Source organism: Neotamlana sedimentorum (assembly GCF_000943565.1).
In the GTDB taxonomy this organism is placed as follows: domain Bacteria; phylum Bacteroidota; class Bacteroidia; order Flavobacteriales; family Flavobacteriaceae; genus Neotamlana; species Neotamlana sedimentorum.
This window is the reverse complement of the sequence record NZ_JTDW01000004.1, coordinates 76,760-101,644: the sequence shown is the minus strand read 5'-3', so window position 1 is coordinate 101,644 and position 24,885 is coordinate 76,760. Positions and strand designations below refer to the sequence as shown.

27 protein-coding genes and 1 tRNA gene are annotated in these 24,885 nt (G+C 31.0%); 15 read left to right on the top strand and 13 right to left on the bottom strand.

All coding sequences use genetic code 11. From position 1 onward, the window contains the following. Positions 1 to 69: 69 nt before the first annotated feature. Positions 70 to 549, bottom strand: coding sequence for an Lrp/AsnC family transcriptional regulator (locus PW52_RS05315; RefSeq protein WP_044626184.1), 480 nt, complete (start codon positions 547 to 549; stop codon positions 70 to 72). Positions 550 to 619: 70 nt separating this feature from the next. Next, positions 620 to 1,762: a M14 family zinc carboxypeptidase gene (locus PW52_RS05310; RefSeq protein WP_044631899.1), complete on the bottom strand. Its 1,143-nt coding sequence runs from the start codon at positions 1,760 to 1,762 to the stop codon at positions 620 to 622. 290 nt (positions 1,763 to 2,052) lie between these two features. Between PW52_RS05310 and PW52_RS05305 the strand changes: the two genes are divergently transcribed. Then, the gene (locus PW52_RS05305; protein ID WP_044631898.1) at positions 2,053 to 2,460 is read left to right on the top strand and encodes a helix-turn-helix domain-containing protein; all 408 of its coding nucleotides are present in this window, start codon (positions 2,053 to 2,055) and stop codon (positions 2,458 to 2,460) included. A 45-nt stretch (positions 2,461 to 2,505) separates the two neighbouring features. Further along, positions 2,506 to 2,874, top strand: a complete 369-nt coding sequence (locus tag PW52_RS05300) for a hypothetical protein (RefSeq protein ID WP_044631897.1) — start codon at positions 2,506 to 2,508, stop codon at positions 2,872 to 2,874. 3 nt (positions 2,875 to 2,877) lie between these two features. Here PW52_RS05300 and PW52_RS05295 read toward each other — a convergent pair whose 3' ends face one another. Together PW52_RS05295 and PW52_RS05290 are read right to left on the bottom strand one after the other, a co-directional pair. Beyond that, a complete protein-coding gene (locus PW52_RS05295) occupies positions 2,878 to 3,378 on the bottom strand; it encodes a hypothetical protein (protein ID WP_044631896.1) in 501 nt (166 codons plus the stop codon). An 18-nt stretch (positions 3,379 to 3,396) separates the two neighbouring features. Next, positions 3,397 to 4,158, bottom strand: a complete 762-nt coding sequence (locus tag PW52_RS05290) for an MBL fold metallo-hydrolase (protein WP_044631895.1) — start codon at positions 4,156 to 4,158, stop codon at positions 3,397 to 3,399. A 98-nt stretch (positions 4,159 to 4,256) separates the two neighbouring features. Here PW52_RS05290 and PW52_RS05285 point away from each other — a divergent pair, with 98 nt between their 5' ends. Continuing rightward, on the top strand, positions 4,257 to 5,723 hold the full coding sequence (locus PW52_RS05285) for a hypothetical protein (RefSeq protein ID WP_044631894.1): 1,467 nt from the start codon (positions 4,257 to 4,259) through the stop codon (positions 5,721 to 5,723). Positions 5,724 to 5,749: 26 nt separating this feature from the next. On the opposite strand, the gene bcp is transcribed toward PW52_RS05285, so the two are convergent. Then, entirely contained in the window at positions 5,750 to 6,202 is a 453-nt protein-coding gene (gene bcp / locus PW52_RS05280; RefSeq protein ID WP_044631893.1) for a thioredoxin-dependent thiol peroxidase, read from the bottom strand. 34 nt (positions 6,203 to 6,236) lie between these two features. Here bcp and PW52_RS05275 point away from each other — a divergent pair, with 34 nt between their 5' ends. Continuing rightward, the gene (locus PW52_RS05275; RefSeq protein WP_044631892.1) at positions 6,237 to 6,896 is read left to right on the top strand and encodes an endonuclease III domain-containing protein; all 660 of its coding nucleotides are present in this window, start codon (positions 6,237 to 6,239) and stop codon (positions 6,894 to 6,896) included. Positions 6,897 to 7,111: 215 nt separating this feature from the next. Here the strand turns inward: PW52_RS05275 and PW52_RS05270 are convergent, their stop codons facing one another. Then, the gene (locus tag PW52_RS05270) at positions 7,112 to 7,696 is read right to left on the bottom strand and encodes an RNA polymerase sigma factor (RefSeq protein WP_044631891.1); all 585 of its coding nucleotides are present in this window, start codon (positions 7,694 to 7,696) and stop codon (positions 7,112 to 7,114) included. Between the two features lie 309 nt (positions 7,697 to 8,005). Here PW52_RS05270 and uvrA point away from each other — a divergent pair, with 309 nt between their 5' ends. After that, positions 8,006 to 10,789 carry an excinuclease ABC subunit UvrA gene (gene uvrA / locus PW52_RS05265; protein ID WP_044631890.1) on the top strand — a complete coding sequence of 928 codons (2,784 nt, stop codon included), beginning with the start codon at positions 8,006 to 8,008 and terminating at the stop codon, positions 10,787 to 10,789. A 25-nt stretch (positions 10,790 to 10,814) separates the two neighbouring features. Here uvrA and PW52_RS05260 read toward each other — a convergent pair whose 3' ends face one another. Next, the gene (locus PW52_RS05260) at positions 10,815 to 11,903 is read right to left on the bottom strand and encodes a DUF3667 domain-containing protein (RefSeq protein WP_044631889.1); all 1,089 of its coding nucleotides are present in this window, start codon (positions 11,901 to 11,903) and stop codon (positions 10,815 to 10,817) included. A gap of 200 nt (positions 11,904 to 12,103) precedes the next feature. Between PW52_RS05260 and PW52_RS05255 the strand changes: the two genes are divergently transcribed. Beyond that, the gene (locus PW52_RS05255) at positions 12,104 to 12,601 is read left to right on the top strand and encodes a hypothetical protein (protein WP_131453977.1); all 498 of its coding nucleotides are present in this window, start codon (positions 12,104 to 12,106) and stop codon (positions 12,599 to 12,601) included. 65 nt (positions 12,602 to 12,666) lie between these two features. On the opposite strand, the gene PW52_RS05250 is transcribed toward PW52_RS05255, so the two are convergent. Beyond that, positions 12,667 to 13,278, bottom strand: coding sequence for a class I SAM-dependent methyltransferase (locus PW52_RS05250; protein ID WP_044631887.1), 612 nt, complete (start codon positions 13,276 to 13,278; stop codon positions 12,667 to 12,669). A gap of 216 nt (positions 13,279 to 13,494) precedes the next feature. Between PW52_RS05250 and PW52_RS05245 the strand changes: the two genes are divergently transcribed. From PW52_RS05245 to PW52_RS05235, 3 genes are all read left to right on the top strand, one after another. Next, positions 13,495 to 14,661, top strand: coding sequence for a hypothetical protein (locus PW52_RS05245; protein ID WP_044631886.1), 1,167 nt, complete (start codon positions 13,495 to 13,497; stop codon positions 14,659 to 14,661). A 263-nt stretch (positions 14,662 to 14,924) separates the two neighbouring features. Then, positions 14,925 to 15,392, top strand: coding sequence for a hypothetical protein (locus tag PW52_RS05240; protein ID WP_044631885.1), 468 nt, complete (start codon positions 14,925 to 14,927; stop codon positions 15,390 to 15,392). A 20-nt stretch (positions 15,393 to 15,412) separates the two neighbouring features. Further along, positions 15,413 to 16,033 carry a hypothetical protein gene (locus PW52_RS05235; protein WP_044631884.1) on the top strand — a complete coding sequence of 207 codons (621 nt, stop codon included), beginning with the start codon at positions 15,413 to 15,415 and terminating at the stop codon, positions 16,031 to 16,033. A 172-nt stretch (positions 16,034 to 16,205) separates the two neighbouring features. On the opposite strand, the gene murA is transcribed toward PW52_RS05235, so the two are convergent. From murA to PW52_RS05220, 3 genes are all read right to left on the bottom strand, one after another. Further along, a complete protein-coding gene (murA, locus tag PW52_RS05230; RefSeq protein ID WP_044631883.1) occupies positions 16,206 to 17,516 on the bottom strand; it encodes a UDP-N-acetylglucosamine 1-carboxyvinyltransferase in 1,311 nt (436 codons plus the stop codon). 5 nt (positions 17,517 to 17,521) lie between these two features. Continuing rightward, a complete protein-coding gene (locus tag PW52_RS05225) occupies positions 17,522 to 18,166 on the bottom strand; it encodes a DUF4290 domain-containing protein (RefSeq protein WP_044631882.1) in 645 nt (214 codons plus the stop codon). Positions 18,167 to 18,231: 65 nt separating this feature from the next. Then, positions 18,232 to 18,525 carry a DUF493 family protein gene (locus PW52_RS05220; protein WP_044631881.1) on the bottom strand — a complete coding sequence of 98 codons (294 nt, stop codon included), beginning with the start codon at positions 18,523 to 18,525 and terminating at the stop codon, positions 18,232 to 18,234. 87 nt (positions 18,526 to 18,612) lie between these two features. Here PW52_RS05220 and PW52_RS05215 point away from each other — a divergent pair, with 87 nt between their 5' ends. The 5 genes from PW52_RS05215 to PW52_RS05195 all read left to right on the top strand — a co-directional run bounded on the left by PW52_RS05215 (position 18,613) and on the right by PW52_RS05195 (position 23,167). Beyond that, a complete protein-coding gene (locus PW52_RS05215) occupies positions 18,613 to 19,152 on the top strand; it encodes an AAA family ATPase (protein ID WP_044631880.1) in 540 nt (179 codons plus the stop codon). Then, positions 19,153 to 21,054, top strand: a complete 1,902-nt coding sequence (locus tag PW52_RS05210; RefSeq protein ID WP_044631879.1) for a RecQ family ATP-dependent DNA helicase — start codon at positions 19,153 to 19,155, stop codon at positions 21,052 to 21,054. Positions 21,055 to 21,074: 20 nt separating this feature from the next. Then, positions 21,075 to 22,022 carry a methionyl-tRNA formyltransferase gene (fmt, locus tag PW52_RS05205; RefSeq protein ID WP_082050843.1) on the top strand — a complete coding sequence of 316 codons (948 nt, stop codon included), beginning with the start codon at positions 21,075 to 21,077 and terminating at the stop codon, positions 22,020 to 22,022. Between the two features lie 190 nt (positions 22,023 to 22,212). After that, positions 22,213 to 22,485: an HU family DNA-binding protein gene (locus PW52_RS05200; RefSeq protein WP_044626204.1), complete on the top strand. Its 273-nt coding sequence runs from the start codon at positions 22,213 to 22,215 to the stop codon at positions 22,483 to 22,485. A gap of 121 nt (positions 22,486 to 22,606) precedes the next feature. Then, positions 22,607 to 23,167 (top strand): YqgE/AlgH family protein, encoded by a 561-nt coding sequence (locus tag PW52_RS05195; protein ID WP_044631877.1) that lies wholly within the window; start codon positions 22,607 to 22,609, stop codon positions 23,165 to 23,167. Here PW52_RS05195 and PW52_RS05190 read toward each other — a convergent pair. Beyond that, entirely contained in the window at positions 23,164 to 24,009 is an 846-nt protein-coding gene (locus tag PW52_RS05190) for an aminotransferase class IV (RefSeq protein ID WP_044631876.1), read from the bottom strand. The genes PW52_RS05195 and PW52_RS05190 overlap by 4 nt on opposite strands. Positions 24,010 to 24,067: 58 nt before the next feature. Next, the gene (locus PW52_RS05185) at positions 24,068 to 24,460 is read right to left on the bottom strand and encodes an START-like domain-containing protein (protein WP_044631875.1); all 393 of its coding nucleotides are present in this window, start codon (positions 24,458 to 24,460) and stop codon (positions 24,068 to 24,070) included. Positions 24,461 to 24,590: 130 nt separating this feature from the next. Between PW52_RS05185 and PW52_RS05180 the strand changes: the two genes are divergently transcribed. Further along, positions 24,591 to 24,664 (top strand) — tRNA-Met (locus tag PW52_RS05180). Positions 24,665 to 24,885 lie beyond the last annotated feature (221 nt).

The following is a 24,885-nucleotide window of genomic DNA, read 5'->3' as shown; positions in this document are numbered from 1 at the left end:
TACTACTGTAATCTACACTTTTAATCAAAAAAAAGCTCTCAAACGAGAGCCTTAAAAGATTGTAATATTTTATAAATCGTTAAAGATGGAGTGCATTAAACGTTTTTTATCGTTTATACTCTCTTCTAGAGAAATCATAGTTTCCGTTCTATAAACACCTTCAATATCATCTAATAAGAAAATAACTTCTTTAGCGTGTTCTGTACTTCTTGCTCTAATTTTACAGAAAATATTAAACTTACCTGTTGTAATATGCGCTACAGTAACATAAGGAATTTCGTTAATACGTTCCAACACAAACTTTGTTTGTGATGTGTTATTTAAATATACACCAACATAAGCAATAAATGAATAACCTAGTTTTTTATAGTCTAACATTAATGAGGAACCTTTAATAATACCAGATTCTTCCATTTTTTTTACACGAACATGAACTGTTCCCGCAGATATTAATAATTTTTTTGCAATGTCTGTAAAAGGTATTCTTGTGTTATCTATTAACATGTCAAGAATTTGATGATCAATTTCGTCCAGTTTAATTTTTCCCATAATTAATTTTTGTTAAACAAAAAGTAAAAATAATACATTTTCATTAAAAATAACACATAAAAAATACGTTTTATTTCGGTATTAATGAAGTTTTTTCATTATTCATTATTACGAAAACGTTTTCGTTACCTATTTTCACTACTTCGTTAGTTTCAGAATATACCACCTGCCCTTTAGCATCTATTTCGTTATGAGCATAAAAATCATTTAAATCTTCAATTTTTTCAATTTTAGGCTTAAACTCAATTTTTTCGTTAATAAATACTTCTTGGTATTGAATCGCTATATCTAAAAACTCGTTATTAAACTTGGCATTTCTAATTATAATATCAAAAAAGCATTTTTTATTTTCTGGGATTTTTAAGTAGTCTGTATAATAAGCTCCAGAAACATCTGTATTGCTAATATATAACAAAGATTTCACGTACGATAAGTAAATCAATTCTCGAGTAAATTCTCTGCCATAATCTGCGTTAAAATGGCCAGCTTCAAACAATATTGTTGGTGTATTTTCACTTTGAAATGTATCGCCTACACAATTTAAATTAAAGGCATCATCATAAACGCCAACCTGACCAGGAATTATTTCTTGCAAGGCGGTATTCATTTCTGAAATAATTTCCATAGCCACTTTTCTATTGGGTGTTATGGTACATTCTTGATCTTGTGCCGGCGCTAAAAAAGATACCGTTGCGGACTTTCCTGAATCTCCTACTCCAAATATGGTTCGCTGTCCATGTAAATTGTAACAATAATGTGGTTTAAAACGAGTAAAAACAGCTTTTAAACAGTTACTTTCTGGTTGCGATAAATTTTGGGCATCTCTATTTAAATCAACTTCATTGGCATTTATTCGAGTATATGCTTCTGCGCCATCTGGATTTAAAATTGGTATAATATATATGGTGCAAACTTTTAATATAGAACTTAACTCTGTTTCCTCTTTAAAGCTGTTTAATAAGTCGAAAATAGCCTTAGTAGTCGTCGACTCATTTCCATGCATTTGCGACCACATTAAAATTCGCTTCTCGCCAGATCCAATTTTTAAACCATAAATAGTTTTGCCTAAAACAGAGGTTCCAATTGTTTCTACAGTAACACTGCTATCTAAATTATCAATTAACGAGGCGATGTGTTTATTAGTAATGTATCTGTGAGACAAACTAATTTCCTTATGCTTATTAAATAACTTTTTTATTTCTAAAGTATCCATGAATTTATATTGAGTTACAAATGTAAACAATATAAATATTACAAATGTAAACAACTAATTTTTTGTTATTGTATATAATTGTAAACAATCCAGTTGGTGATGTTTAGAAAAAGTTTACAGAAATCTTCATAAACAACTATTAATTAGCTTAAAATTCAATTAATCAGATGTTTATGTTATTTTAATTAAATTAAAGGTTTAATAAAATATAAGAATTACAAGCTCCTATAACAAATCAAAAACGCACATGTTTACATTTGTAATTAATATTTTTTATATTTTTGTTTACAATGATAAACAGTGAAGATTTTATAAAAAGACTCCAAAAAGTAATAGATTATTACAACGAATCTGCATCCTCTTTTGCCGAAAAAATTGGTGTGCAGCGTTCTAGTATATCACATATTTTATCTGGAAGAAATAAACCGAGTTTAGACTTTATTTTAAAAATTTTAAATACCTACCCCGAAATAAACTTATACTGGCTTTTTAATGGTAAAGGTGATTTTTTTGGTGAAGCACAAAACAAATCTGTTATAACAGAAAAACAAAAAGAAGATTTGTTTTCGACTAATTATAAGGAGTCAGAAAAAAAGAAAGTATCACCGCCTATTCAAGATTTTGCAGAAAAAGGAAAAACTATTGAACGAATAGTTATTTTTTATTCTGACGGAACTTTTAAAAACTTCAATAATTAATAGAATTATCTTTTCTACTTTTGCATAAAATAGAATTAGATTAATATGCGGTTTTTATATTTAATTTTATGTGTCTTGTTTTTTAGTTGTTATAGCACAACTAGAAATTGTAGCGATTTTAAAACTGGAAAATTTTACAGTGAAGTTACTATAAACGGAAAGTTATACAAATCGAACTTTTACAGAAATGAAAACGTACAGGTTGAAACTTACAATAATAAAATAGACTCCTCGAAACTACGCTGGATAAACGACTGTGAAGTTATTTTTAAAACAATTAATCCTAAAAATAGAGCCGAACGAAAAGATGTTCACTTAAAAATACTAACAACTACCGATTCGTCTTACACCTATGAATATTCATATGTTGGTGAAACAAAAAAACAAAAAGGAATTGCTTATAAAGCCAATTAAAATTTAATTAACTGGGTATAAAAAAGCTTCCGATAGCTCAAAATCGACCGATTTATCCGTATTAACAAAGTATTTCACTAAAACTTCTCCCCAAAATTCACCGTCGGAAAAATTAGCTATTAACCATTTATGGTTTAAAAACTTAACATTGTTTATTCGCATTTGTCTGCCTGCGCTCGAAGTATATGGCACTATAGGATGCTCTCCTTTAACATTATTAGTTTCGTATAATTTATCTTTTATATAAGGCATTAATTCTACTACCTCAAAACCATCAGATTCAAAATAAGTTATAGCATCTTCATTTTGCTCTAAACTAAAACCAGAATAGTCTTGCAATTTATGGTGCAACCCTACTACAGAATCTTTATACTTCTCTACTTGCGCTCTAAATCCTTGATTTTGTTTATTTAAATCTTCAAAAATATGTTTTGCATTTACGTATTGAAAAATTATCAACAATACCGCGAATACAAATAAGTACATAAAAATTCTTTTCTTCATTTTATAATATTATGTTTTTTAAACAAATAATTCTAAACCATCATATGCTAAAAACACATTATCTGGCAATGATTTTTCAACTTCATCATGAAAACCAAGCAAATGGCTAATATGTGTTATATAGGCTTTTTTAGGATTTACACGTTTTATAAACGCTAATGCTTCCTCTAAATTAAAATGTGAATGATGCGGTTGCTCTCGTAAAGCATTTACAACCAGAACATCGATATTTTTAATTTTATGAACCTCTTCATCTGCAACAGTTTTCATATCGGTTAGATATGCAAAATTTCCAAATTTATAACCAAAAACTTGCAGTTCACCGTGTAAACCGTCTATAGGAACAACTTCAAGGTTATATAAGTTAAATGGTTTATTTTCTACAATATTTTCAATAACCGCAGGTGCTCCAGGGTATTTGTTTTTACTTTCGAAAATATAATTAAAACGAACACTTAGTTCTTTTAAAACGCGTTCGTGGCCATATAACGGCATATCACCGTGCATATAATAAAACGGTCTAATATCGTCTAACCCTAAAACATGATCGGAATGTTCGTGAGTAAATATGATACCATCGAGTTTTGTGCAGCCAGAACGCAACATTTGATATCTAAAATCTGGACCACAATCTACAACATATGTATAGTTATCCCATTCAACCAAAATAGAAACTCGTAAACGTTTATCCTTTTTATTAGAACTTAAACAAACCGGGTGATTACTCCCAATTATTGGAACGCCTTGCGAGGTGCCTGTACCTAAAAATGTAATTTTCAATGTAATCTAAAAGTTTGCTACAAAAATAAACTTATTTTTTTGTTTGCTTTACTTATTTAATACCTTTGTGTTAAACTGTTTTAACCTATATTTATACTATGGAAATCACCATAAAAGGAGATAAAGAAATCGATAATGTGCCATCACTTAAAACTAAGGCGCTTCGCATTAATTTAAACGAAAATATATATGGAACTTTCGCCGAAATTGGTGCTGGCCAAGAAACATGTAGACATTTTTTTAGAGCAGGTGGTGCTTCGGGAACAATTGCAAAAGCAATGTCGGCTTACGATAAAGATTTCAGTGACGCTATTTATGGAGCTGAAGATGACGGCCGGTATGTTACCGAAGCTAGATTGCGTAAAATGTTGGCTCATGAAATGAATTTGATTGAAGACCGAATTACGCGAGAAAAAAATCCGAATAAAATATTTTTTACCTATGCTAATACCGTAGCAACTATCGATTTTGCTAAGCAATTTAAAGGTCATGGTTGGGTTGGTCTTAGGTATCAAGTTGAAGCATCTGGCGATTATAATGAAATCATTTTACATTTAAGATTTAAAGAAACTGATGCGCGTTTACAACAAGAAACTTTAGGTATTTTAGGAACAAACTTAATTTATGGTGCATTTTATAAGTATAACGAACCCAAAAAATTACTACGTTATTTATACGACCACTTACATAAAGATCAAGTAGAAATAGATACGATCAACTTTTCTGGGCCTGTTTTTAAAAATGTTGATAACCGTTTAATGAGTTTACAACTGGTTAAAAACGGGATGACAGATGCGGTAATGTTTGGTCCAGACGGCACTAATGTTCTTCCTGCAAAAATTTTCTATAAGAAAAATATTTTAGCACTGCGAGGAAGTTTTAGGCCTGTAACCAAGGTTAACATGGCTATGTACGAAAAATCATTTGAGTTATTTGTTAACGAAAATAAAGTTTCAAAAGAAAAAACTGAAGTTGTTTTTGAAATTACCCTTTCAAACCTCAGAGCTGAAGGTGAAATTGACGAACAAGATTTTATTGACCGAGCCGACTTACTTTGTTCTCTTGGGCATTCGGTTATGATTTCTAATTTCCAAGAATATTATAAAGTAGTAGAATATTTCTCAAACTACACCAAAGCTAGAATGGGATTAGTTATGGGAGTAAGCAATATGATTGAAACTTTTGATGAGAAATATTATCGTCATATTAGTGGAGGAATTCTTGAAGCTTTCGGGAAATTATTCTTTAAAGATTTAAAGGTTTACCTATATCCAATGCTCGACTCAAAAACCGGAGAGTTAATAAATAGTGAGAATTTAAAAGTTCATCCAAGAATGAAAGAGCTTTACAAGTTTTTTAAATATAACGGTAAAGTTATAGATATTGAAGAATATGATACCAGTATTATGAATATTTTCTCTAGGGAAATATTAAAAATGATTTCTAATGGTGAGACAGGTTGGGAAGATATGGTTCCTGAAGGCACAGCAGAATTAATTAAAGATTATCGTTTATTTGGCTACACTCGAAAACCTTTAACCTTGAATAGAAAAAGGTTAAAATAAAAAAAGAGGCTTACAAGCCTCTTTTTTTATTCCAAAATTTGAGCCGCGTGATCTTTAGTTTTCACTTTATCTATAACGCGCTCCACAATACCATCTTCATTTATTAAAAAAGTTTTACGGTGAATACCATCGTATTCGCGTCCCATGAATTTTTTAAGCCCCCAAACACCAAAAGCATTAATAACTGTTTTGTCTTCATCTGCTAATAATGGAAATGGAAACTCATATTTATTTTTAAAATTAGACTGACGTTTTTCACTATCGGCACTTACACCTAACAGCTCATAACCCGCCTCTTGTAATTCTTTATAATTATCTCTTAAATTACATGCCTCGGCTGTACATCCCGGTGTACTTGCCTTTGGGTAAAAAAACACGATAAGTTTTTTTCCTCTATAATCACTTAACGACACCACATTTCCAGATTCATCCTTTACAGAAAAATTTGGAACTACATCGCCTTGTTTTAATGTATTCATAACCTTAATTTTGTTTTTAACAAAAATACGATTAATGACAAAGAAAGAAAAGGTAAATTTCGTAATAAATACATTATACAAATTATATCCAGAAATACCAATTCCATTAGATCATAAAGATCCCTACACATTATTGATTGCGGTTTTAATGTCGGCCCAAAGTACTGATGTGCGTGTAAACCAAATTACACCTTTGTTATTTGAACAAGCCGATAACCCATATGATATGGTAAAACTTACGATTGATGAAATTAGAGAAATTATTAAACCCGTTGGGCTATCGCCAATGAAAAGTAAAGGCATTCATGGGTTATCGCAAATTTTAATTGAAAAATACAACGGTAAAGTACCACAAACTTATGAGGACCTTGAAGCTCTTCCTGCTGTAGGACATAAAACGGCTGCTGTAGTTTTATCCCAAGCATTTGGAATTCCTGCTTTTCCTGTAGATACACATATTCATCGATTAATGTACCGCTGGAATTTAACAAACGGAAAAAATGTAGTACAAACCGAAAAAGATGCAAAACGTTTATTTCCTGAAGAACTTTGGAACGATTTACACTTGCAAATTATTTGGTATGGTCGCCAATACTCTCCTGCACGTGGTTGGGACTTAGAAAAAGATATTATTACTAAAACCATTGGAAGAAAATCGGTTTTAGATGCGTATTATAAATCAAAAAAGTCCTGAAAAACAGGACTTTTATTTTAATTTAGAAGCGCTTCAAACTTCATTTTTTTATAATTTATAACACTTAAAGCCTTTGAGTAATTTAGAAGAAATTTTACCGTTTCTTCTTTCGGCTGCATTTCGTTTAAAAATTTTTTTTCAGAGTAAAGTTTTGCCATTTTGTTATGTTAAAGATTAATTTAAACTAATAACGCAGCAAAATTTACTTTATTGTTTTAATTTGTTAAAACGATATTATGCTTCTCTATTATTTTTCTTAAGTTAATAAGTGCATAACGCATTCTACCTAAAGCCGTATTAATGCTAACGCCTGTTTTGTCCGATATTTCTTTAAAACTCATATCTTTATAAATACGCATTAATAATACTTCTTTTTGGTCGTCTGGCAATTCATCAACCAAACGGCGAACATCACTTTCTACCTGATCTTTTATAATACTTTTTTCGGCATTTAAACTAGAATCACTTAAAACCGAAAAAATGCTAAACTCACCCGTATTATCGAATTTTGGCATTCGGTTGTTTTTTCTAAAATAATCAATGACTAAATTATGAGAAATTCGCATTACCCAAGGTAAAAACTTACCTTCTTCGTTATAAGCGCCTCGTTTTAATGTATTTATAACTTTTATAAAAGTGTCCTGAAAAATATCTTCAGCCACATCTTTATCATATACTTTCGAGTAAATAAAACTGTAAATTTTTTGTTTATGTCTAACTATTAAAGTTTCTAAAGCCACCTCTTGGCCTTGAATATAGTTACTTACTAATGTCGCGTCAGGAATTAATTGATGTTGCATAATCATTACTTTTTTTCAAAGAATTGCTTCTTTGTTTGGGGTTAAATGTTAAAAAGTAATGTTATACTATAGGCAAGTGTTTATTTAAATCAATTATATAATGCCAAATATAACAACAATCGTTCCTAAAAAACAATTTTTAAATCCATTTTTTAGGAAAAACCCTAAAAAAACTGATTTTTAACGGTTTACATCTGTATTTTGAGGTGCTTTTTTGTTTTTAATAAGAATCAATATTCATTTAAACACTAATAATTTAGCTAAATAATTACTTAATAGTATCTTTGTTTTTTATCCTTATTTAAGTGTATGAGCGTAAATATTTCCGAAGTAAATCCTAAAGAAAACATTATAATAAAAGGTGCAAAATTGCACAATTTAAAAAATATCGATGTTGTTATTCCTAGAAACAAACTGGTCGTTATAACCGGATTATCGGGTTCTGGAAAATCTAGTTTAGCATTCGATACACTTTACGCAGAAGGCCAACGACGCTATGTAGAAAGTCTGTCTAGTTATGCCCGACAGTTTTTAGGCAGGTTAAATAAACCAAAAGTAGATTATATAAAAGGCATTGCGCCAGCTATTGCTATTGAGCAAAAGGTGAATTCGACAAACCCACGTTCTACTGTTGGGACTACAACCGAAATTTACGACTACTTAAAACTTTTATTCGCAAGAATTGGTAAAACCTACTCGCCTATTTCTGGTAATGAGGTAAAAAAAGATACGGTTACCGATGTTATAAATTACGTAAAAACTTTTGCCGAACGAGAAAAAATGCTGCTTCTCGCTCCTATTTATTTAGAAGAAGGCCGAAGTATAAACGATAAACTTAAAGCTTTAAATCAGCAAGGATACGCAAGAATTAAAATAAAAAACAAGGTTTTAAGAATTGATGAAGTTGAAAATTTAAGCGATAAAGATTCCGTTTTATTGGTTATAGATAGAATAATAACAAAGACCGATGAAGATTTTTACAACCGTTTAGCCGATGCCATACAAACTGCTTTTTTTGAAGGTAAAGGCGAATGTATTCTTGAAACATTAAGCACAAATAACCAACGCCAATTTAGTAATAAATTTGAGTTAGATGGTATTAGTTTTTTAGAGCCAAATATTCATTTATTTAGCTTTAACAACCCTTATGGTGCTTGCCCAAAATGCGAAGGTTACGGCGATATTATTGGTATAGATGAAGATTTAGTATTACCAAACACAGGACTTTCGGTGTACGAAAATGCCATTTTCCCATGGCGTGGAGAAAGCATGAGTTGGTACAAAGATCAATTAGTAAATAACTCACATAAATTCGATTTTCCTATTCATAAACCTTATTTCGAACTAACCGAAGCACAAAAACAATTGGTTTGGGATGGTAACGAATATTTTGAAGGGTTAAATGCATTTTTTGAAGAACTAGAATCAAAGGCATACAAAATTCAAAATCGTGTTATGCTATCGCGTTACCGCGGAAAAACCAAATGCAAAGCTTGTAATGGTAAACGATTACGAGAGGAAGCTAATTATGTTAAAATTTCTGGTGCCACTTTAACCGATTTGGTAGAAATGCCATTAAATAAACTAGCAAATTTCTTTAATCAGCTAGAATTAAACGATTACGACACTACAGTCGCAAAAAGATTATTAAAAGAAATTGATAGCCGTTTAAAATTTTTAGCCAACGTTGGGTTAGATTACTTAACGCTAAACCGAAAATCGAATACACTTTCTGGAGGAGAAAGTCAGCGTATAAATTTGGCTACCTCGCTAGGAAGTAGCCTTGTGGGTTCTATGTATATTTTGGACGAACCAAGTATTGGTTTGCACCCAAAAGATACCGAAAAACTAATTTTAGTTTTAAAACAATTACGCGATTTAGGAAACACGGTAATTGTTGTAGAACACGACGAAGATATAATGAAAGCTGCCGATAACATTATAGATATTGGCCCAGAAGCAGGAACTTTTGGAGGACATGTTGTTGCAGAAGGAAATTTTGAGGGTATTTTAAACTCCGAATCTCTAACAGCTAAGTATTTAAATAAAAATTTAAAAATTGAAGTTCCTAAAAAACGTCGAACCACAAAATATAATGTCGAAATAATAGGTGCTCGCGAAAACAATTTAAAAAATATCGATGTTAGCTTTCCTCTAGGTATGCTTACCGTTATTACAGGAGTTTCTGGAAGCGGAAAAAGTACATTAATTAAAAAAATACTTTTTCCGGCGTTACAAAAAAGACTAACCGATTTTAGCGATAAACCAGGGCAGTTTTCAGAAATAAAAGGCAATTTCACCAATATAAAACATATCGAATTTGTCGATCAAAATCCTATTGGGCGCTCGTCGCGCTCAAATCCTGTAACTTATGTAAAGGCTTATGACGATATTCGTTCGTTATTCTCAAAACAAAAATTAAGTTTAATTCGCAATTACCAACCCAAACATTTTAGTTTTAATGTAGATGGCGGACGTTGTGAGACTTGCAAAGGTGAAGGTGAAGTAACCATTGAAATGCAATTTATGGCCGATGTGCATTTAGAATGCGAAACTTGTAAAGGAAAACGATTTAAAAAAGAAGTTTTAGAAGTACAATTTAACAATAAAAACATTGATGATATTTTAAACCTTACAATCGATGATGCTATTGCATTTTTTGAAGCTTCAAAACAAGCGAAAATTAAAAAGAAATTACAACCATTACAAGATGTTGGTTTAGGTTATGTAACTTTAGGACAAAGTTCTTCTACCCTTTCTGGTGGCGAAGCGCAACGTATTAAACTGGCTACTTTTTTAGGAAAAGGCAGTAACAAAGACAATACCTTATTTATTTTTGACGAACCTACAACTGGACTTCATTTTCACGACATTAAAAAACTTTTAAAATCGTTTAATGCTTTAATTGATAACGGACACTCCATTATTGTTGTTGAGCACAATTTAGATTTAATTAAATGTGCCGACCATATTATTGATTTGGGTCCCGAAGGAGGCGAAAATGGAGGAAATCTAGTCGCATTTGGTACACCTGAAGAAATTGTAAAAGTAAAAGCTTCAGAAACTGGTAAATATTTAAAAGATAAAATTTAAATTCATTCTTCTTTAATAATTCACATTAATAAAATAAAAAGGAAAACAATCCTAGAATAACAACTGTTGCAGGTATAACAAACGACAAAAACAAAAATGTTACCAATCCGCCCTTTAAAAGGCTCATAAATTTACCTTGTTTATAAAATTGTTTTAACGCTAAAACTAGATAAATAAAGGTAGATAAACTTATAAAAAAATTAACCCAAGCAGGAAGTTTAAACACAAAATTCACACCAAGTGTAATATTAAAAGTGGCAAATAAAAACGAAAAAAAGTAAAAGCTAAACACCAAATGATGTGCATACAAACCACGTTTCCAATAAAATAACTTTAATATAAAGGCGAAAATTGGAAGCAAAAAGAACATCGCAATAGGAAAAGTGTCAAAAAAAGCTTTTAAAATACTACCACCTCTTTTCGATTTATAAAATTTTAACGCTTGCGAGTACATGCGTTTGCTAAACCAATTATCGTCTTCTTCCATTCCCATGCTTTTATAAATTTCTTGGTCGGAAGCATTAATAGCTATTAAAGAATCGATTACTTTTTCATCGAAACTAAAATCGAAATTAGAATATGTTTTATTTGAAGCATTATGTGTTATAGAATCTATTGCCTTATCACTTAATTTTGTAAAACCCTTAGTTTGCTGCAACGCATTACGTATTTCGGCTTTAGCTATTGAATCTTCACGCTTAATTTCCATTAATAATAATGAATCTTTTAATTGCGAATTACCCGATAAAATACTTGAGTTTTCATCTAAATTTTTAGCCAATTGCTTATCGAAATTTTCAATTTGTTTTGTTTGAATAAACGAAAATAAAAAGAAAAACACCACCGTTACAAACAGATACATTTGTGCCGGATGCAAATACATTAAACGCTTGCCTTCTACAAATTTTCGAGCTAAAAATCCTGGTTTAAACAATAAAGGGAAGAAACTTTTAAAAAAGCGCGCATCGAAAGCAAAATAATTTTGAATAGTATTAGCAAATAAAACGCCAACGGTAAGTTTATCTTTAGTTTGTTGCCCGCAGTGAGGGCAAAATTTATAAGCTGAATAAAATACCTTCTCACAATTTTTACAGGTTTCTAACAGCTCGCTCATTTATTCTATTTTTTGATGAACTAAAAATAACAAAAGAATTCATAAATCCACAAAACATAAATCACTAACAATCAATTAATTAAATTTTTGGCACGCAAATTGAATTGTAAAAAGCAATAACAAAACCGAAAAGCCTTAATCAAGCTTTAATAAACAAGCGATTTAACTTTCGGAAAATATTAATTTAAAAAATGAACATTATGAAAAAATTAGCAGTAGTATTAGCAGGATTATTTATTGGAGCAACCGCATTTGCTAAAACACCAAATACAGATAACCTAAACAACAACAAAAGAATTGTAACAACCTATAAAAATGCAGAGCCTATTATTTTTATTGAAGGCGGCATAGAATTTTTCATTTATCCTAATGGTAACTTTAATTATAACACAAAAATTAATTACGCTAATAGCAGACGTGGAAATTCGGTTATAAAAGATAGAACAGGAAAAATTACCAGAATTGGCACCGTAAATATTATTTATGATAGATTCGGAAATATTACAAGAGCCGGATCGATTAATATTAATTACAATAATGCCGTTGTTTCAAAAATTGGAGGTTTACAAGTTAACTATAACAGAAATGGTAAAATTGTTACTAGAAAAGGTAGTGTAAAAACCAATAGTAAAGTAACTAAAACAAAAGTAGTAACTAAAAAAACGGTTGTAAAAACAACTAATAAAAATAGAAGATAATTTTAATAAAGATTATTTATTAAATAATATAAAAATCCCTAAGCGCAAATTTTTGCTTTAGGGATTTATTTTTTTCTACCAAAAAATCTAATTACAGAGCCTTCATCATTATGGTATAAACCTTCTTTTAAATTGATTTTTTTCTCGCACAATTCAATAATCTCATAGTTTTTAAAGTAATTGCTTATTTCATTTATAGAAAATAACGCATCTAATTGCGATGGGCCACCAACAGCAGGATTTGCTTCCTTCAATTTTAGGTTATTCTTACTAAAACCTTCAAAAATTATATAACCACCATTTTTTAACTTGTCTTCTATTAATTTAAAATATTCGTTTTTTATACTTGACGGAAAGTGCGAATAAATTAAAGCAATGGCATCGAACGCTTCATTTTCATAATTTAATTCGGGTAGCGCTCCAATTTTATAATCAATTTTTACATTATTTTCATTAGCCAAAATATTCGCTTTAGTTCTACCCGATTCACTAATATCGAATGCCCAAACATTAAACCCTAAGGTCGCCGCATGCACAGCGTTTCTTCCTTCTCCTTCCGCAGGAAATAAAATTTTACCAGGTTTTAATTGCCCCAATCGTTCTTCTAAATAAGCATTTGGTTCTTTTCCATAGGCAAATGCTTTATCGCTATATCTATTATTCCAGAAATCTTTCAATTAAAAATCTATTTCATTTTAGCATATAAAAGTAATTACAAGTTAAATAATGCTAAGTAACATATATTACAAAAAGTAATTTTTTTATAAAAACCTCTTCCAACAACTTCAAAACACAAATTTAAAATACTGATTTACAGTAACATAAATACATGTTTCGGTTTTTGGCACGCTGTTTGTTATTATTTAAGCGTAACACATTAATACAAAACAATTATGAAAAAGTTTATATTTTTAATAACAGCTTTAATCCTTACAGGATTTACTGTTAATGCAGCCACAACCAACGCAAAAGTAAATACTACAAAATCTTCAATTTATGATGGTTATGCAAACTCTATCATTTTTGTTGAAAATGGAATAGAATTCTCAATTTTCCGTGACGGACAATTCGATTTTAATATTATTAACAACAACCCTAGAGTTAATATTTCTATTGGATCGCCAAACGCAAATTTAAGTTTTAACTCTGGATACGATTATAATGCTTATGTACAATACGATGAGTACGGAGCTATAATTCAAATTGAAAACACTCCTATTTATTACGATTACTACGGAAGAGTAAGTCAAATTGGTAACATAAATGTGTATTATAATAATTTTGGATTTGTTTCACGAGTAGGAGGTTTAAATGTACACTATAACAATTATAATGCTTTTACACATTACAGCGGATTTATAAATGTTTACAACCGCAGATATGTTTACAGACCATGGCACAGGTTTTACGTTGTACCATCTATAAACTTTAGAGTTGTGTTTAACAGACCTTACAGACAATTTTATAACCCAGTTAGATACGTGTTTAACAGACCGTTTTATAATAACTCTAGACCAAGAACTGCCGTGGCAACAAGACGTGGAAATACTATTGCGAGACATAGAAATTATGCTACGGTTAACAGAAGTAATAGAAATGTTACAAGAATAAATACAAATGCTAATAGAAATAATGTTGTTAGAAATAAAGCAAACCGTAATAACACAAAAGTTACTAGAAATAACACTACGGTAAACAGAAACAACAATACCCGTAATAATAATGTAACGCGAAATAGCAGAACAGTAACTAGAACAAATAATAACGGAACGGTTACAACAAGAACTAGTAGAACGGTTACTAAAGCAAATACAAATAAAAATGGTTCGAATGCAAGAGTAGCGACTCGTAATAACAACAGGGTTTCTCCAAAAGCAACAACATCGAACAACCGTAACTATAACAGCAACGGTAACAGAAACAACTCACGAACAACTACAAAAGCAACTGCTTCTCGTTCTGTAAGTAAAAAAAGTACACAAACAAGAACTTCAACAAATAAAAGCAACAGAAGTTCTAATAACAATACAAGATCGACATCGGTAAGAAGACGATCGTAACAATTTTGGTTGGTTAGTTAAGAAAACCCTCGACAAGTTTGCCTCAAAGCAACGTCGAGGGTTTTCTGTTTTTATTTGCTTTTTAAACCTATGCTCAAATTTTTCTTAACGCTCTATGAAATACAAATTGTTTCGTTTTTGTGTTTTTACCTCTTAAAAACTAATTAAAAAATCAGTAAAATCCCGTATTGATTCAAGTGATATCAAAATTTAAATTTACCTAAGTTATTAACATTTAATAAAACTTAGTCAAACTTTAAATTATGAAAAAACACCTTTTATTATTATTAGCTTTCACTTTACTATTTTTTAATTGCGAAACCGATAGCGATACCCCTAGCGGCGATTATGTCACTTGTAAAATTAATGGAGATTCATTTACTTCAACTTATACTGCAGGTTATTATAGTTTCGACATCTTATCTATTACAGGAATTGAATTATCTAGCGAAAAGTTCGTTAATATTACCATTTTAAATCCTATTGAAGGCGCCACATATAATTTAGGAGCAATTTCCGATGAAACCGATGTTTCAAGTATTACAGCCGGCTTATCGGAATACGAAAATTATACTGCAGGCTTCGATTATGGATCAGGCACTATTACTTTAACTCATTTTGATGATAACTCCGCCGCCGGAACATTTAGTGTTATTGCAGAGTTTGAAGAAGACGAAGGTGGGTCTATAGAAATAACCTCTGGAAAATTTTCTGTAACGAGTTTCCTTTAAAATACACAAATTTATATAATATGAAAAAGCTAACCATTTTTCCTGTTTTGTTAATTACGTTATTATTTACATCATGCATTGAAGATATTATTGAAGATGTCACCGAACTTGAGGGGCCTGTTCTTGCCAAAGCTAACGTTCAAGGTTATAACTTTGTTAGTAAATTAGGTGGAGGCACTTTTACCGTTTATCAAGATAACTCATATAAACTTGTACTTTCATTTACAGATTTAGATGATGTTACCGATGTTTTAAGAGACATTCATACCTTAGGTATATTTATTTATGGTCAAAATTTCAATAATTTGAGCTCAGGAATCTCCTACTCCGAACTTTATCAAATAGAAACTATAAACGAAGATAATCTAGGTGGTTTTTTAGGAGTTTATTGGACTGGAAATTTAATAGAAGATGAAATTAATTATATCGGAGCTTCTTCTGGTGTTGAAGGAAGTTCGGGAACCTTCAAAATAACAGCCTTAGACACATCTAACAAAATAATTTCTGGAACCTTTAATTTCACTACTATAGAAGAAGGCAGCACCCGCGAAATTACTATCAACAGTGGCGAAATAATTAATATTGAATATGATATTGAGTATAGCGACATAGAATCAATTAATATTGAAATTGAAGGTTAGAACTGAAAACATGTTAATATATTTTCAAATCTAAAAGGAAAATTTTAACTACAATTATTAACTAATGAATTAGTTAATAAACAACAATCATAACCTATCAACCAAAACTAAAAACCCTGAAAACTTAATCGTTTTCAGGATTTTTAGTTTTATAAAGTTTCCTATTATTTCTTTAATCTAAACGTTCAATTTTGGCACCAATAGCACGTAAACGTTCGTCTATGTTTTCGTAACCTCTATCAATTTGCTCAATATTCATAATAGTTGAAGTCCCCTTTGCAGATAGCGCCGCAATTAACAACGATACACCTGCACGAATATCGGGCGATGTCATGGTTGTTGCTTTTAAGGTAGATTTAAAATCATGTCCAATAACCGTAGCTCTATGCGGATCACAAAGTATAATTTTTGCCCCCATATCAATTAATTTATCGACAAAAAACAGACGACTTTCAAACATTTTTTGGTGAATTAACACACTTCCTCTAGCCTGGGTTGCAACAACTAAAATAATACTTAATAAATCGGGTGTAAATCCTGGCCAAGGTGCATCGGCAATGGTTAAAATTGAACCATCAATAAAGCTTTGTATCTCATAGCCATCGGTATGTGCAGGAATATAAATATTGTCACCTTGTTTTTCAACGGTAATTCCTAATTTTCTAAAAACAGAAGGAATAATACCTAAATCGTTCCAGCTTACATTAGTAATGGTTAATTCACTTTTGGTCATAGCCGCTAAACCAATCCAGCTACCTATTTCAATCATATCTGGCAACATGGTATGCTCCGTACCACCTAAACTATCAACACCATCAATTATTAACATATTAGAACCAACACCGCTAATTTTAGCTCCCATGCGATTCAACATTTTACAAAGTTGTTGCAAATAGGGCTCGCAAGCTGCGTTATAAATTGTCGTTTGCCCCTCTGCTAAAACGGCTGCCATTACAATATTTGCAGTCCCAGTAACCGAAGCTTCTTCAAGCAGCATATAGGCTCCTTTTAGCTTTTTAGCTTCAACACCATAAAACTGTTCTTCTCTACTGTAACCAAATTTAGCACCTAATTTTATTAAACCTTCAAAATGCGTATCTAAACGACGACGCCCAATTTTATCGCCACCTGGCTTAGGAATATAACCCTTGCCAAAACGAGCTAAAAGCGGTCCTACTATCATAATTGAGCCACGTAAACCACGACCATCAATTTTAAATTGATCGGATTCTAAATATTTTAAATTTACCTCATCGGCTTGAAATGTATAAGTGCTTTTGCTTAGTTTTTCAATTTTAACACCTAGTTTTCCTAGTAGTTTAATTAGCTTATTAACATCAACAATATCGGGTATGTTGTTAATAGTTACTTTTTCTGGTGTTAATAATACGGCACATAAAATTTGCAAAGCTTCATTTTTTGCGCCTTGTGGTTGAATGCTTCCTTTTAATTGATGGCCGCCTTCAATTTTAAATGTTCCCATAACGTTTAGTAGCGTTTTCTTTGTCGGTTATTTTTTTTGTGGTGTCCTCCTCCTTTTTTATTATTTGAAAATTTGCTTTTACTTCTCATTAAACTTGAAGAATCAGTTAAATCTTCATCAGAATTTTTAAGATTTATTTTTCCACCAGAAAGCTCAAACAAGTGATCATAAATTACATTATCTTCAACCGTATCTTTATTCCAATTTAAAAAACATTTTTTCATATGATTAGCAATAGTATATACTAAAGCCTCCTTTAAATCGCCATCCTCCCAAGTGTTCGCTACATCAATCATGGTTTTAATATTGTTTCCATAAAAACGATACTTTGGATGATTTTGGGGATATCTTAAAGGTTCTGGTCGTTCTTCAAAAAGTTCCTTTGTAGGTTTTTCATATGGAGAATCCACATCCAATTCAAAATTGGACATAATAAATAATTGATCCCAAAGTTTATGTTGAAAATCGGGAACATCACGTAAATGCGGTTGTATATTTCCCATAACAGCAATTATAGCTTTTGCTATTTTGTTACGTTCTTCTTTATCTTCTATGGTTTTAGCATGATTAATCATTTTCTGCATATGGCGTCCATATTCTGGAATAATTAAATGCTCGCGTTCGGTGTTGTATTCTAAATTATCTATCAAAATAAATGTGAAGTTTTAAATTTTTTGCATGTAGTAATTATGCAATCGCAAAATACAAAAAAAAACTAAAGACTTATTACGCCCTCTACTTTTTCTGCTACTTCTTTGTATTTTTCTATAACTGCGTCGGGATTTTTCATAACTAAATTTACAGAAACACTAGTATATTTTCCATTTTTAGATTCTATAGTATTTATTACTGCACCCATATTATCGAAAATAGACTCAACTTGCACAATTTTACTAGTGTCTGTTTTTACAATAAATTTATACAAATACTCCGATGGCCATAGCGCTGTATCGTGTAATTGAGATTTTAATTTTTTATAAAATTCTTCAGAATTTGGTGTTACGCTCATAGTTATTATTATAAGATGCAAATATAGAGTTTTGTTTCCATTTTTTTTATAGCCGTTTTATTACGATTTTTACGAAAAAATTTAGCATTGAATACCAAAAGAATTGTAATAACAGGCGGTCCTGGAACAGGAAAATCAAGTATTATAAACGACCTTATTAGAAGAAATTATATTTGTCTTGAAGAAATTTCGAGACAAGTTACTATTGAAGCTAAAAAAGAAGGTATCGATCAATTGTTTTTAACTAACCCACTTTTATTTAGCGAACTTCTTTTAAAAGGCCGTCAAAAACAATTTATTGAAGCTACTAACTTTAAAAATGAAACTGTTTTTTTCGATAGAGGAATTCCCGATATTTTAGCCTACATGGATTTTATTGGTGATACATATCCACAAAGTTTTATTGATGCGTGTAATGATGCTGTTTACGATGCCGTTTTTATTTTAAAACCTTGGAAAGAGATTTACACTAGCGATAGTGAACGCTATGAAAATTTTGAACAAGCCCTAAAAATTCATGACAATTTAGTAAACACATATAAACGTTACAATTACACCTTAATTGACGTTCCTTTTGATACCGTTGAAAACCGTACAAATTTTATAATTAAAGTATTAGGCGTGTAAATGAAACACCCTATTAACATACTTGAACGTTATTGGAAATTCACCTCTTTTAGAGGGCAGCAAGAAACTATTATAAATGCCGTAATAGCTGGTGAAGACACTTTTGCTTTAATGCCAACTGGCGGCGGAAAATCAATTTGTTTTCAAGTGCCAGCATTAGTAAAAGACGGTATTTGTATTGTTGTTTCACCTCTAGTTGCATTAATGAAAGATCAAGTTAAGGCATTAAACGACAAGGGCATAAAAGCCATGGCTTTAACAAGTGGTATTAGTTATAAAGAGCTTGATACTATGCTCGATAATTGTGTATATGGAAATTATAAGTTTTTATATTTATCGCCAGAACGCTTACAACAGGAAATTGTACAAAATCGTATTAAACAAATGCATGTCAATTTAATTGCAGTTGATGAAGCTCATTGTATTTCACAATGGGGAAACGATTTTCGTCCAGCCTTTAAAAATATTTCTACTTTAAGGCAAATTCAACCTGCTGTTAATGTGGTAGCTTTAACAGCGTCAGCAACACCAGAAGTGGTTGAGGATATTATAAAAGAACTCGATTTTATAAATCCAAAACTTTTTAAACAGTCTTTTTTTAGAAGCAATTTAGCCTATATGGTTTTTCATGAAGAAGACAAACTATATAAGCTAGAAACTATCTTAAAAAAATATACAGAACCTTCTATTATTTATGTTAGAAATCGCAAATTAACCAACGAAATTAGCAGTTATTTAAACTCGAAACACATAAGCGCAACCACCTACCATGGTGGTTTACCCAACAATACTAAAAATGATAATATGACGGCTTGGTTAAATAACCAAAGTCAGGTTATGGTGGCCACAAACGCCTTCGGGATGGGAATAGATAAACCCGATGTAAAAACCGTAATTCATATAAATTTGCCCGAAAGCATAGAAAGTTATTTTCAAGAAGCTGGTCGTGCTGGTAGAAATGGAAAAAAGGCTTTTGCTGTTATTTTTAAAAATAATAGTGATGAAGTTTTAATAAAAAATCAGTTTTTAAAAGTTTTACCCCCTATAAATTTTATAAAGCAAGTTTATAGAAAACTGTGCAACTATTTTCAAATTTCGTATGGAGAAGGCGAATATTTAACCTTCGATTTCGATTTTTACACCTTTAGTAAAACTTATAACTTTAGCTCTACATTGTGCTACAACGCACTACTACTACTCGATAGAAACAGCATTATAACCCTTTCAAAACAATTTAAAAATAAAGTAACACTTCAATTTATCACATCTAATACAGCGCTTTTTAATTATTTAGAGCATCATAATGATTTCGATATTATTGTAAAATCGATTTTACGAATGTATGGTGGTGTTTTCGATAACCAAACCGCTATAGATTTAAATAAAGTAATAAACAAATCATCAGTTTCCGCAGAAAAAATAATAGTTGTTTTAAAAGAATTAGAGCGCGATGAAATTATAACTCTTAATTTAAGCAAAACCGATGCTCAAATCACTTTTATAGAACCTCGAGAAGACGATAAAACTATAAATAGAATTGCAAAAACCATTGAAAAGCAAAATAAACAGAAAGAAAAGCAAGTTTTAGCTATGCTTCAATATATTGAAAATGAAAAGGATTGCAAAAGTGAACAACTCCTGGCGTATTTTGGTGAACAAAACACAAAACCTTGTGGCATATGCTCGGTATGCTTAAAATTAAATAAAGCACATATCCCTCAAGACTTAAATCATATTAAAAATAACATTATTGAGTTGCTTCAAGTAAATCATTTATCGTCTAGAGCTTTGGGTGAATCTTTAAAATGTAGTGAAACCGACTTAAAGCAAGCTTTAAAGCACCTTTTAGAGCATCAAATTATTACTACAACCGCAACAAACACTTATAAGTTAAGTGATTAATAAAAAAAAACAGTAAACACATGAGGAATTTAAGAATTGTATTTATGGGCACGCCAGATTTTGCTGTGACCACACTAAAAACTCTCGTAGAAAATAATTATAATATCGTTGGTGTTATTACTGCACCCGATAAACCAGCGGGTCGTGGACGAAAACTAAACGAAAGTGCCGTAAAACAATACGCCAAATCGCAAGATTTAAATATTTTACAACCAACCAATCTAAAAAGTGAAGACTTTATTGAGAATTTAAAAGCTCTAAGAGCCAATTTGCAAATTGTGGTCGCTTTTAGAATGTTACCAAAAGTCGTTTGGCAAATGCCAGAATATGGTACATTTAACTTGCATGCTTCGTTATTACCAAACTACCGAGGTGCAGCTCCAATTAATTGGGCCATAATAAACGGAGAAACTAAAACTGGAGTCTCTACGTTTTTTATAGATGAAAAAATAGACACAGGAGATATGATTTTACAAGAAGAAATTAGCATTGAACCAACCGAAAATGCTGGAAGTTTACACGATAAATTAATGTTTTTAGGAAGTAATTTAGTTTTAAAAACAGTTGCCGCCATAGAAAAAGGCCCTGTAAAAACCCAAAAGCAAAAAGAAAACGTAGATATAAAAACGGCTTATAAATTAAATCGTGATAATTGTAAAATTAACTGGAACGATAATATGGATAATATTTACAACAAAATACGTGGCTTGAGTCCGTATCCAGCTGCGTGGAGCGAACTTTTAAATGGAGATCAAACTCTTGATGTAAAAATTTATGCCGTAAAAAAAGTAACAGAAGATCATAAGTTAAATACAGGAGATGTAAAAGTTTCAAAAAAAGAATTAAAAGTTGCCGTAAAAAATGGATTTATAATAATTGATACAATAAAACTTCCAGGAAAACGATTAATGGATACAACATCATTACTTAACGGGTACACGTTTAATTCTGATGTTAAAATGCTGTAAGCCCTTATATTTACTTACATTCGCGCAATTAATCGACAAAATACATGGCCTTTATCAACAAATCGAGCAAGTTATTAACAAAAATAGGGATTTCCCTTGCTATTACTTGCCTGATTGCATAATCCGTATAAATTTGTATAGGATTTAACGAAATGTTTAACCACTTTATTAATAATTAAATATTCACATTATGAACAAAACAGATTTAATCGACGCAATGGCAGAACATGCTGGAATTACTAAAGCTGCCGCTAAAAAAGCTTTAGAATGCGCATTAATTGAAATTGAAGGAGCATTACAAAAAGGAAACAGAGTTTCTTTAGTAGGTTTTGGTTCTTGGTCAGTTTCTAAAAGAGCTGCTAGAGAAGGAAGAAATCCACAAACTGGAGAGACAATCAAAATTAAAGCTAAAAACGTTGTAAAGTTTAAAGCTGGATCTGATTTATCTGACGCAGTAAACTAATTTATTTATAAAATAAATGATTTAGATGCCTTCTATTTAAGAGGGCATTTTTTATTTATATTATTAAAGAGTTGCATTTTTAATAAATATATCTTAGATTTAGTTATTAATACCTTAAAATATGGTAACATCTAACCCTCAAAAAGGTAATTTATTAATAGCCGAACCTGCTATAATTGGCGATGTATCTTTTAATCGCTCAATTGTTCTTTTGGCAGACCATACGCAAGAGGGTTCTATTGGTTTTATTCTTAACAAACCATTAGATTATACCATTAATGATTTAATTCCAGATTTAGATGTTAATTTTAAAGTATACAATGGTGGGCCGGTAGAACAGGATAACTTATACTTTATTCATAAAATACCTCATTTAATTCCAGATAGCATCGAAATATCGCTAGGTATTTATTGGGGAGGCGATTTTACCAAAGTAGCCGAACTTATAAAAGATAATACCATAAAAGAAACTGACATAAGGTTTTTTCTTGGTTATTCTGGCTGGAGCGAACACCAATTAGAAAACGAATTAAAAGCAAGTAGTTGGGTGGTTACCGAAAATATTTATAAAAAGAATATTATTGAAAAAGATTACGAATCTTTTTGGAAAGAAAAAATGATTGAGCTTGGAGGCGAATACAGCATATGGTCGAACGCACCAGAGCACCCAAGTTACAACTAACTCAACAACCGTACTTTTACATTTAATTTTTGAAGTAACAATTTGGCTACATCATGTTTGTAGCTTTTTTTTCTGTATTTTGTTATAGGCTGAATTCCTGTAATAACGTTAGTAATAAATAATTCGTCGGCTTTTTGAAGCTCGAATGGCGAAATAGATGCTTCTTCTAATGTAAAATCGGGTAAATCTTTTAGAATGTTTAAAATTTGGGTACGCATAACACCTTTTAAACAGCCGTCGGCTAATGGAGGCGTTTTTATAGTTGTTCCTTTTACCAAAAATAAATTGCCGTTTAAAGCTTCAACAACTTGTTTATTTGTATTTAATAGCAAACAATTTTTAAATCCGTTTTCGTTTGCAAAAATGCTTCCAACCACATTTATGGCTTTATTATTCGTTTTTAAAGTCGATAATAAGCTTGGTGGAACATAATAATCTTTAAACAATTCCACCTCGTAAGCGTCTTCATTTAAAGTATAAAAATCTATAGTTAATGCCTTGGTCATGATTATGTAATCAATATCGTTACTCTCTGGCAAATACAAGCCACCTGCTACCCTATTAACTAACAATTTTACTCGTGCGGTATTATTTTTTAAGTTGTTTGCTTCCAGGGTTTTTAAAATTTCAGATTCTAAAAACTCCATAGTAAAATGCATTGGAATTTCCATACGTAAAATTCGCATAGAGGCCATTAACCTAAAATAATGATCTTCCCAAAATAAAATTTTACCATGACTTACCTTTACCGTCTCAAACAAAGCATCGCCATAAGCATAACCTCTATTATTAGGTGATAAAATATTATTTTCGTTTTGAAGTGTTCCGTTAAAATTAATCATAAAAAAATCCCGCTGTTTTTTAGCGGGACAAATATAATTTAATTAAATAGTTTTTTAGTTAAACCGAACCTAAAACGTGCTTTAAACTAGAAATTTGATTATCCCAGAGCATTTTAGCTTCATCAACCTCATCTTCTTCGGCAAAATCTGTAACCATTAACGAAACATCTTTTGTTATTTCATCTACTTGAATACGAATTTCAAAATAATAAGTTTGGTCGTCTTCCTCATCTTCAAGCCATCTAAATTTAACACGTTCACCACTTTTTTTGTTTAATAATTTTGCCTGCTCTTCACTATCGTCCCAAATAAAAGTAAATAACTCGCCACGAGAATTTACATTATCTGAAAACCATTCGGATAAACCAGAAGGTGTTGATATATATTGATATAATAGTTGCGGAGAAGCATGAATTGGGTACTCAATGTTAAATTTAATTTTGTCGTCCATGTGATTATTTAAGGTTTATGCTGCCTAATATATAAATTTGTTAATTAGTATTATAATTATTTTAAATAATATTTTCTGAAATAAGTATTTGCATACCTAATAAATGTTATTATATTTGCACCCGCAATACGGCGAGGTAGCTCAGTTGGTTAGAGCGTCGGATTCATAACCCGGAGGTCGCGGGATCGTGCCCCGCTCTCGCTACAAGGTAATTAAAGGAAAAGCTGAAGATTCGTCTTCGGCTTTTTTATTATAGGTACAACATAGGTACAACATTTGTTATATTTCTAGAGATAAATATTTAATGACTTGATTTGAAAACATTTAATATCATTTTAAATAAATCTAAAGAATTCGAATTATAAAATCCTCTAAATTTAATTAAATCCACTTCATTTTAAATATTATTTAGAGCATTACAGTAT

Bases quoted from the DNA above. Each gene is read 5' to 3' on its own strand.
- PW52_RS05315 (WP_044626184.1), bottom strand. From the start codon at position 549: ATGGGAAAAATTAAACTGGACGAAATTGATCATCAAATTCTTGACATG.
- PW52_RS05310 (WP_044631899.1), bottom strand. From the start codon at position 1,762: ATGGATACTTTAGAAATAAAAAAGTTATTTAATAAGCATAAGGAAATT.
- PW52_RS05305 (WP_044631898.1), top strand. From the start codon at position 2,053: ATGATAAACAGTGAAGATTTTATAAAAAGACTCCAAAAAGTAATAGAT.
- PW52_RS05300 (WP_044631897.1), top strand. From the start codon at position 2,506: ATGCGGTTTTTATATTTAATTTTATGTGTCTTGTTTTTTAGTTGTTAT.
- PW52_RS05295 (WP_044631896.1), bottom strand. From the start codon at position 3,378: ATGAAGAAAAGAATTTTTATGTACTTATTTGTATTCGCGGTATTGTTG.
- PW52_RS05285 (WP_044631894.1), top strand. From the start codon at position 4,257: ATGGAAATCACCATAAAAGGAGATAAAGAAATCGATAATGTGCCATCA.
- bcp (WP_044631893.1), bottom strand. From the start codon at position 6,202: ATGAATACATTAAAACAAGGCGATGTAGTTCCAAATTTTTCTGTAAAG.
- PW52_RS05275 (WP_044631892.1), top strand. From the start codon at position 6,237: ATGACAAAGAAAGAAAAGGTAAATTTCGTAATAAATACATTATACAAA.
- PW52_RS05270 (WP_044631891.1), bottom strand. From the start codon at position 7,696: ATGCAACATCAATTAATTCCTGACGCGACATTAGTAAGTAACTATATT.
- uvrA (WP_044631890.1), top strand. From the start codon at position 8,006: ATGAGCGTAAATATTTCCGAAGTAAATCCTAAAGAAAACATTATAATA.
- PW52_RS05260 (WP_044631889.1), bottom strand. From the start codon at position 11,903: ATGAGCGAGCTGTTAGAAACCTGTAAAAATTGTGAGAAGGTATTTTAT.
- PW52_RS05255 (WP_131453977.1), top strand. From the start codon at position 12,104: ATGAAAAAATTAGCAGTAGTATTAGCAGGATTATTTATTGGAGCAACC.
- PW52_RS05245 (WP_044631886.1), top strand. From the start codon at position 13,495: ATGAAAAAGTTTATATTTTTAATAACAGCTTTAATCCTTACAGGATTT.
- PW52_RS05240 (WP_044631885.1), top strand. From the start codon at position 14,925: ATGAAAAAACACCTTTTATTATTATTAGCTTTCACTTTACTATTTTTT.
- PW52_RS05235 (WP_044631884.1), top strand. From the start codon at position 15,413: ATGAAAAAGCTAACCATTTTTCCTGTTTTGTTAATTACGTTATTATTT.
- murA (WP_044631883.1), bottom strand. From the start codon at position 17,516: ATGGGAACATTTAAAATTGAAGGCGGCCATCAATTAAAAGGAAGCATT.
- PW52_RS05220 (WP_044631881.1), bottom strand. From the start codon at position 18,525: ATGAGCGTAACACCAAATTCTGAAGAATTTTATAAAAAATTAAAATCT.
- PW52_RS05210 (WP_044631879.1), top strand. From the start codon at position 19,153: ATGAAACACCCTATTAACATACTTGAACGTTATTGGAAATTCACCTCT.
- fmt (WP_082050843.1), top strand. From the start codon at position 21,075: ATGAGGAATTTAAGAATTGTATTTATGGGCACGCCAGATTTTGCTGTG.
- PW52_RS05200 (WP_044626204.1), top strand. From the start codon at position 22,213: ATGAACAAAACAGATTTAATCGACGCAATGGCAGAACATGCTGGAATT.
- PW52_RS05195 (WP_044631877.1), top strand. From the start codon at position 22,607: ATGGTAACATCTAACCCTCAAAAAGGTAATTTATTAATAGCCGAACCT.
- PW52_RS05190 (WP_044631876.1), bottom strand. From the start codon at position 24,009: ATGATTAATTTTAACGGAACACTTCAAAACGAAAATAATATTTTATCA.
- PW52_RS05185 (WP_044631875.1), bottom strand. From the start codon at position 24,460: ATGGACGACAAAATTAAATTTAACATTGAGTACCCAATTCATGCTTCT.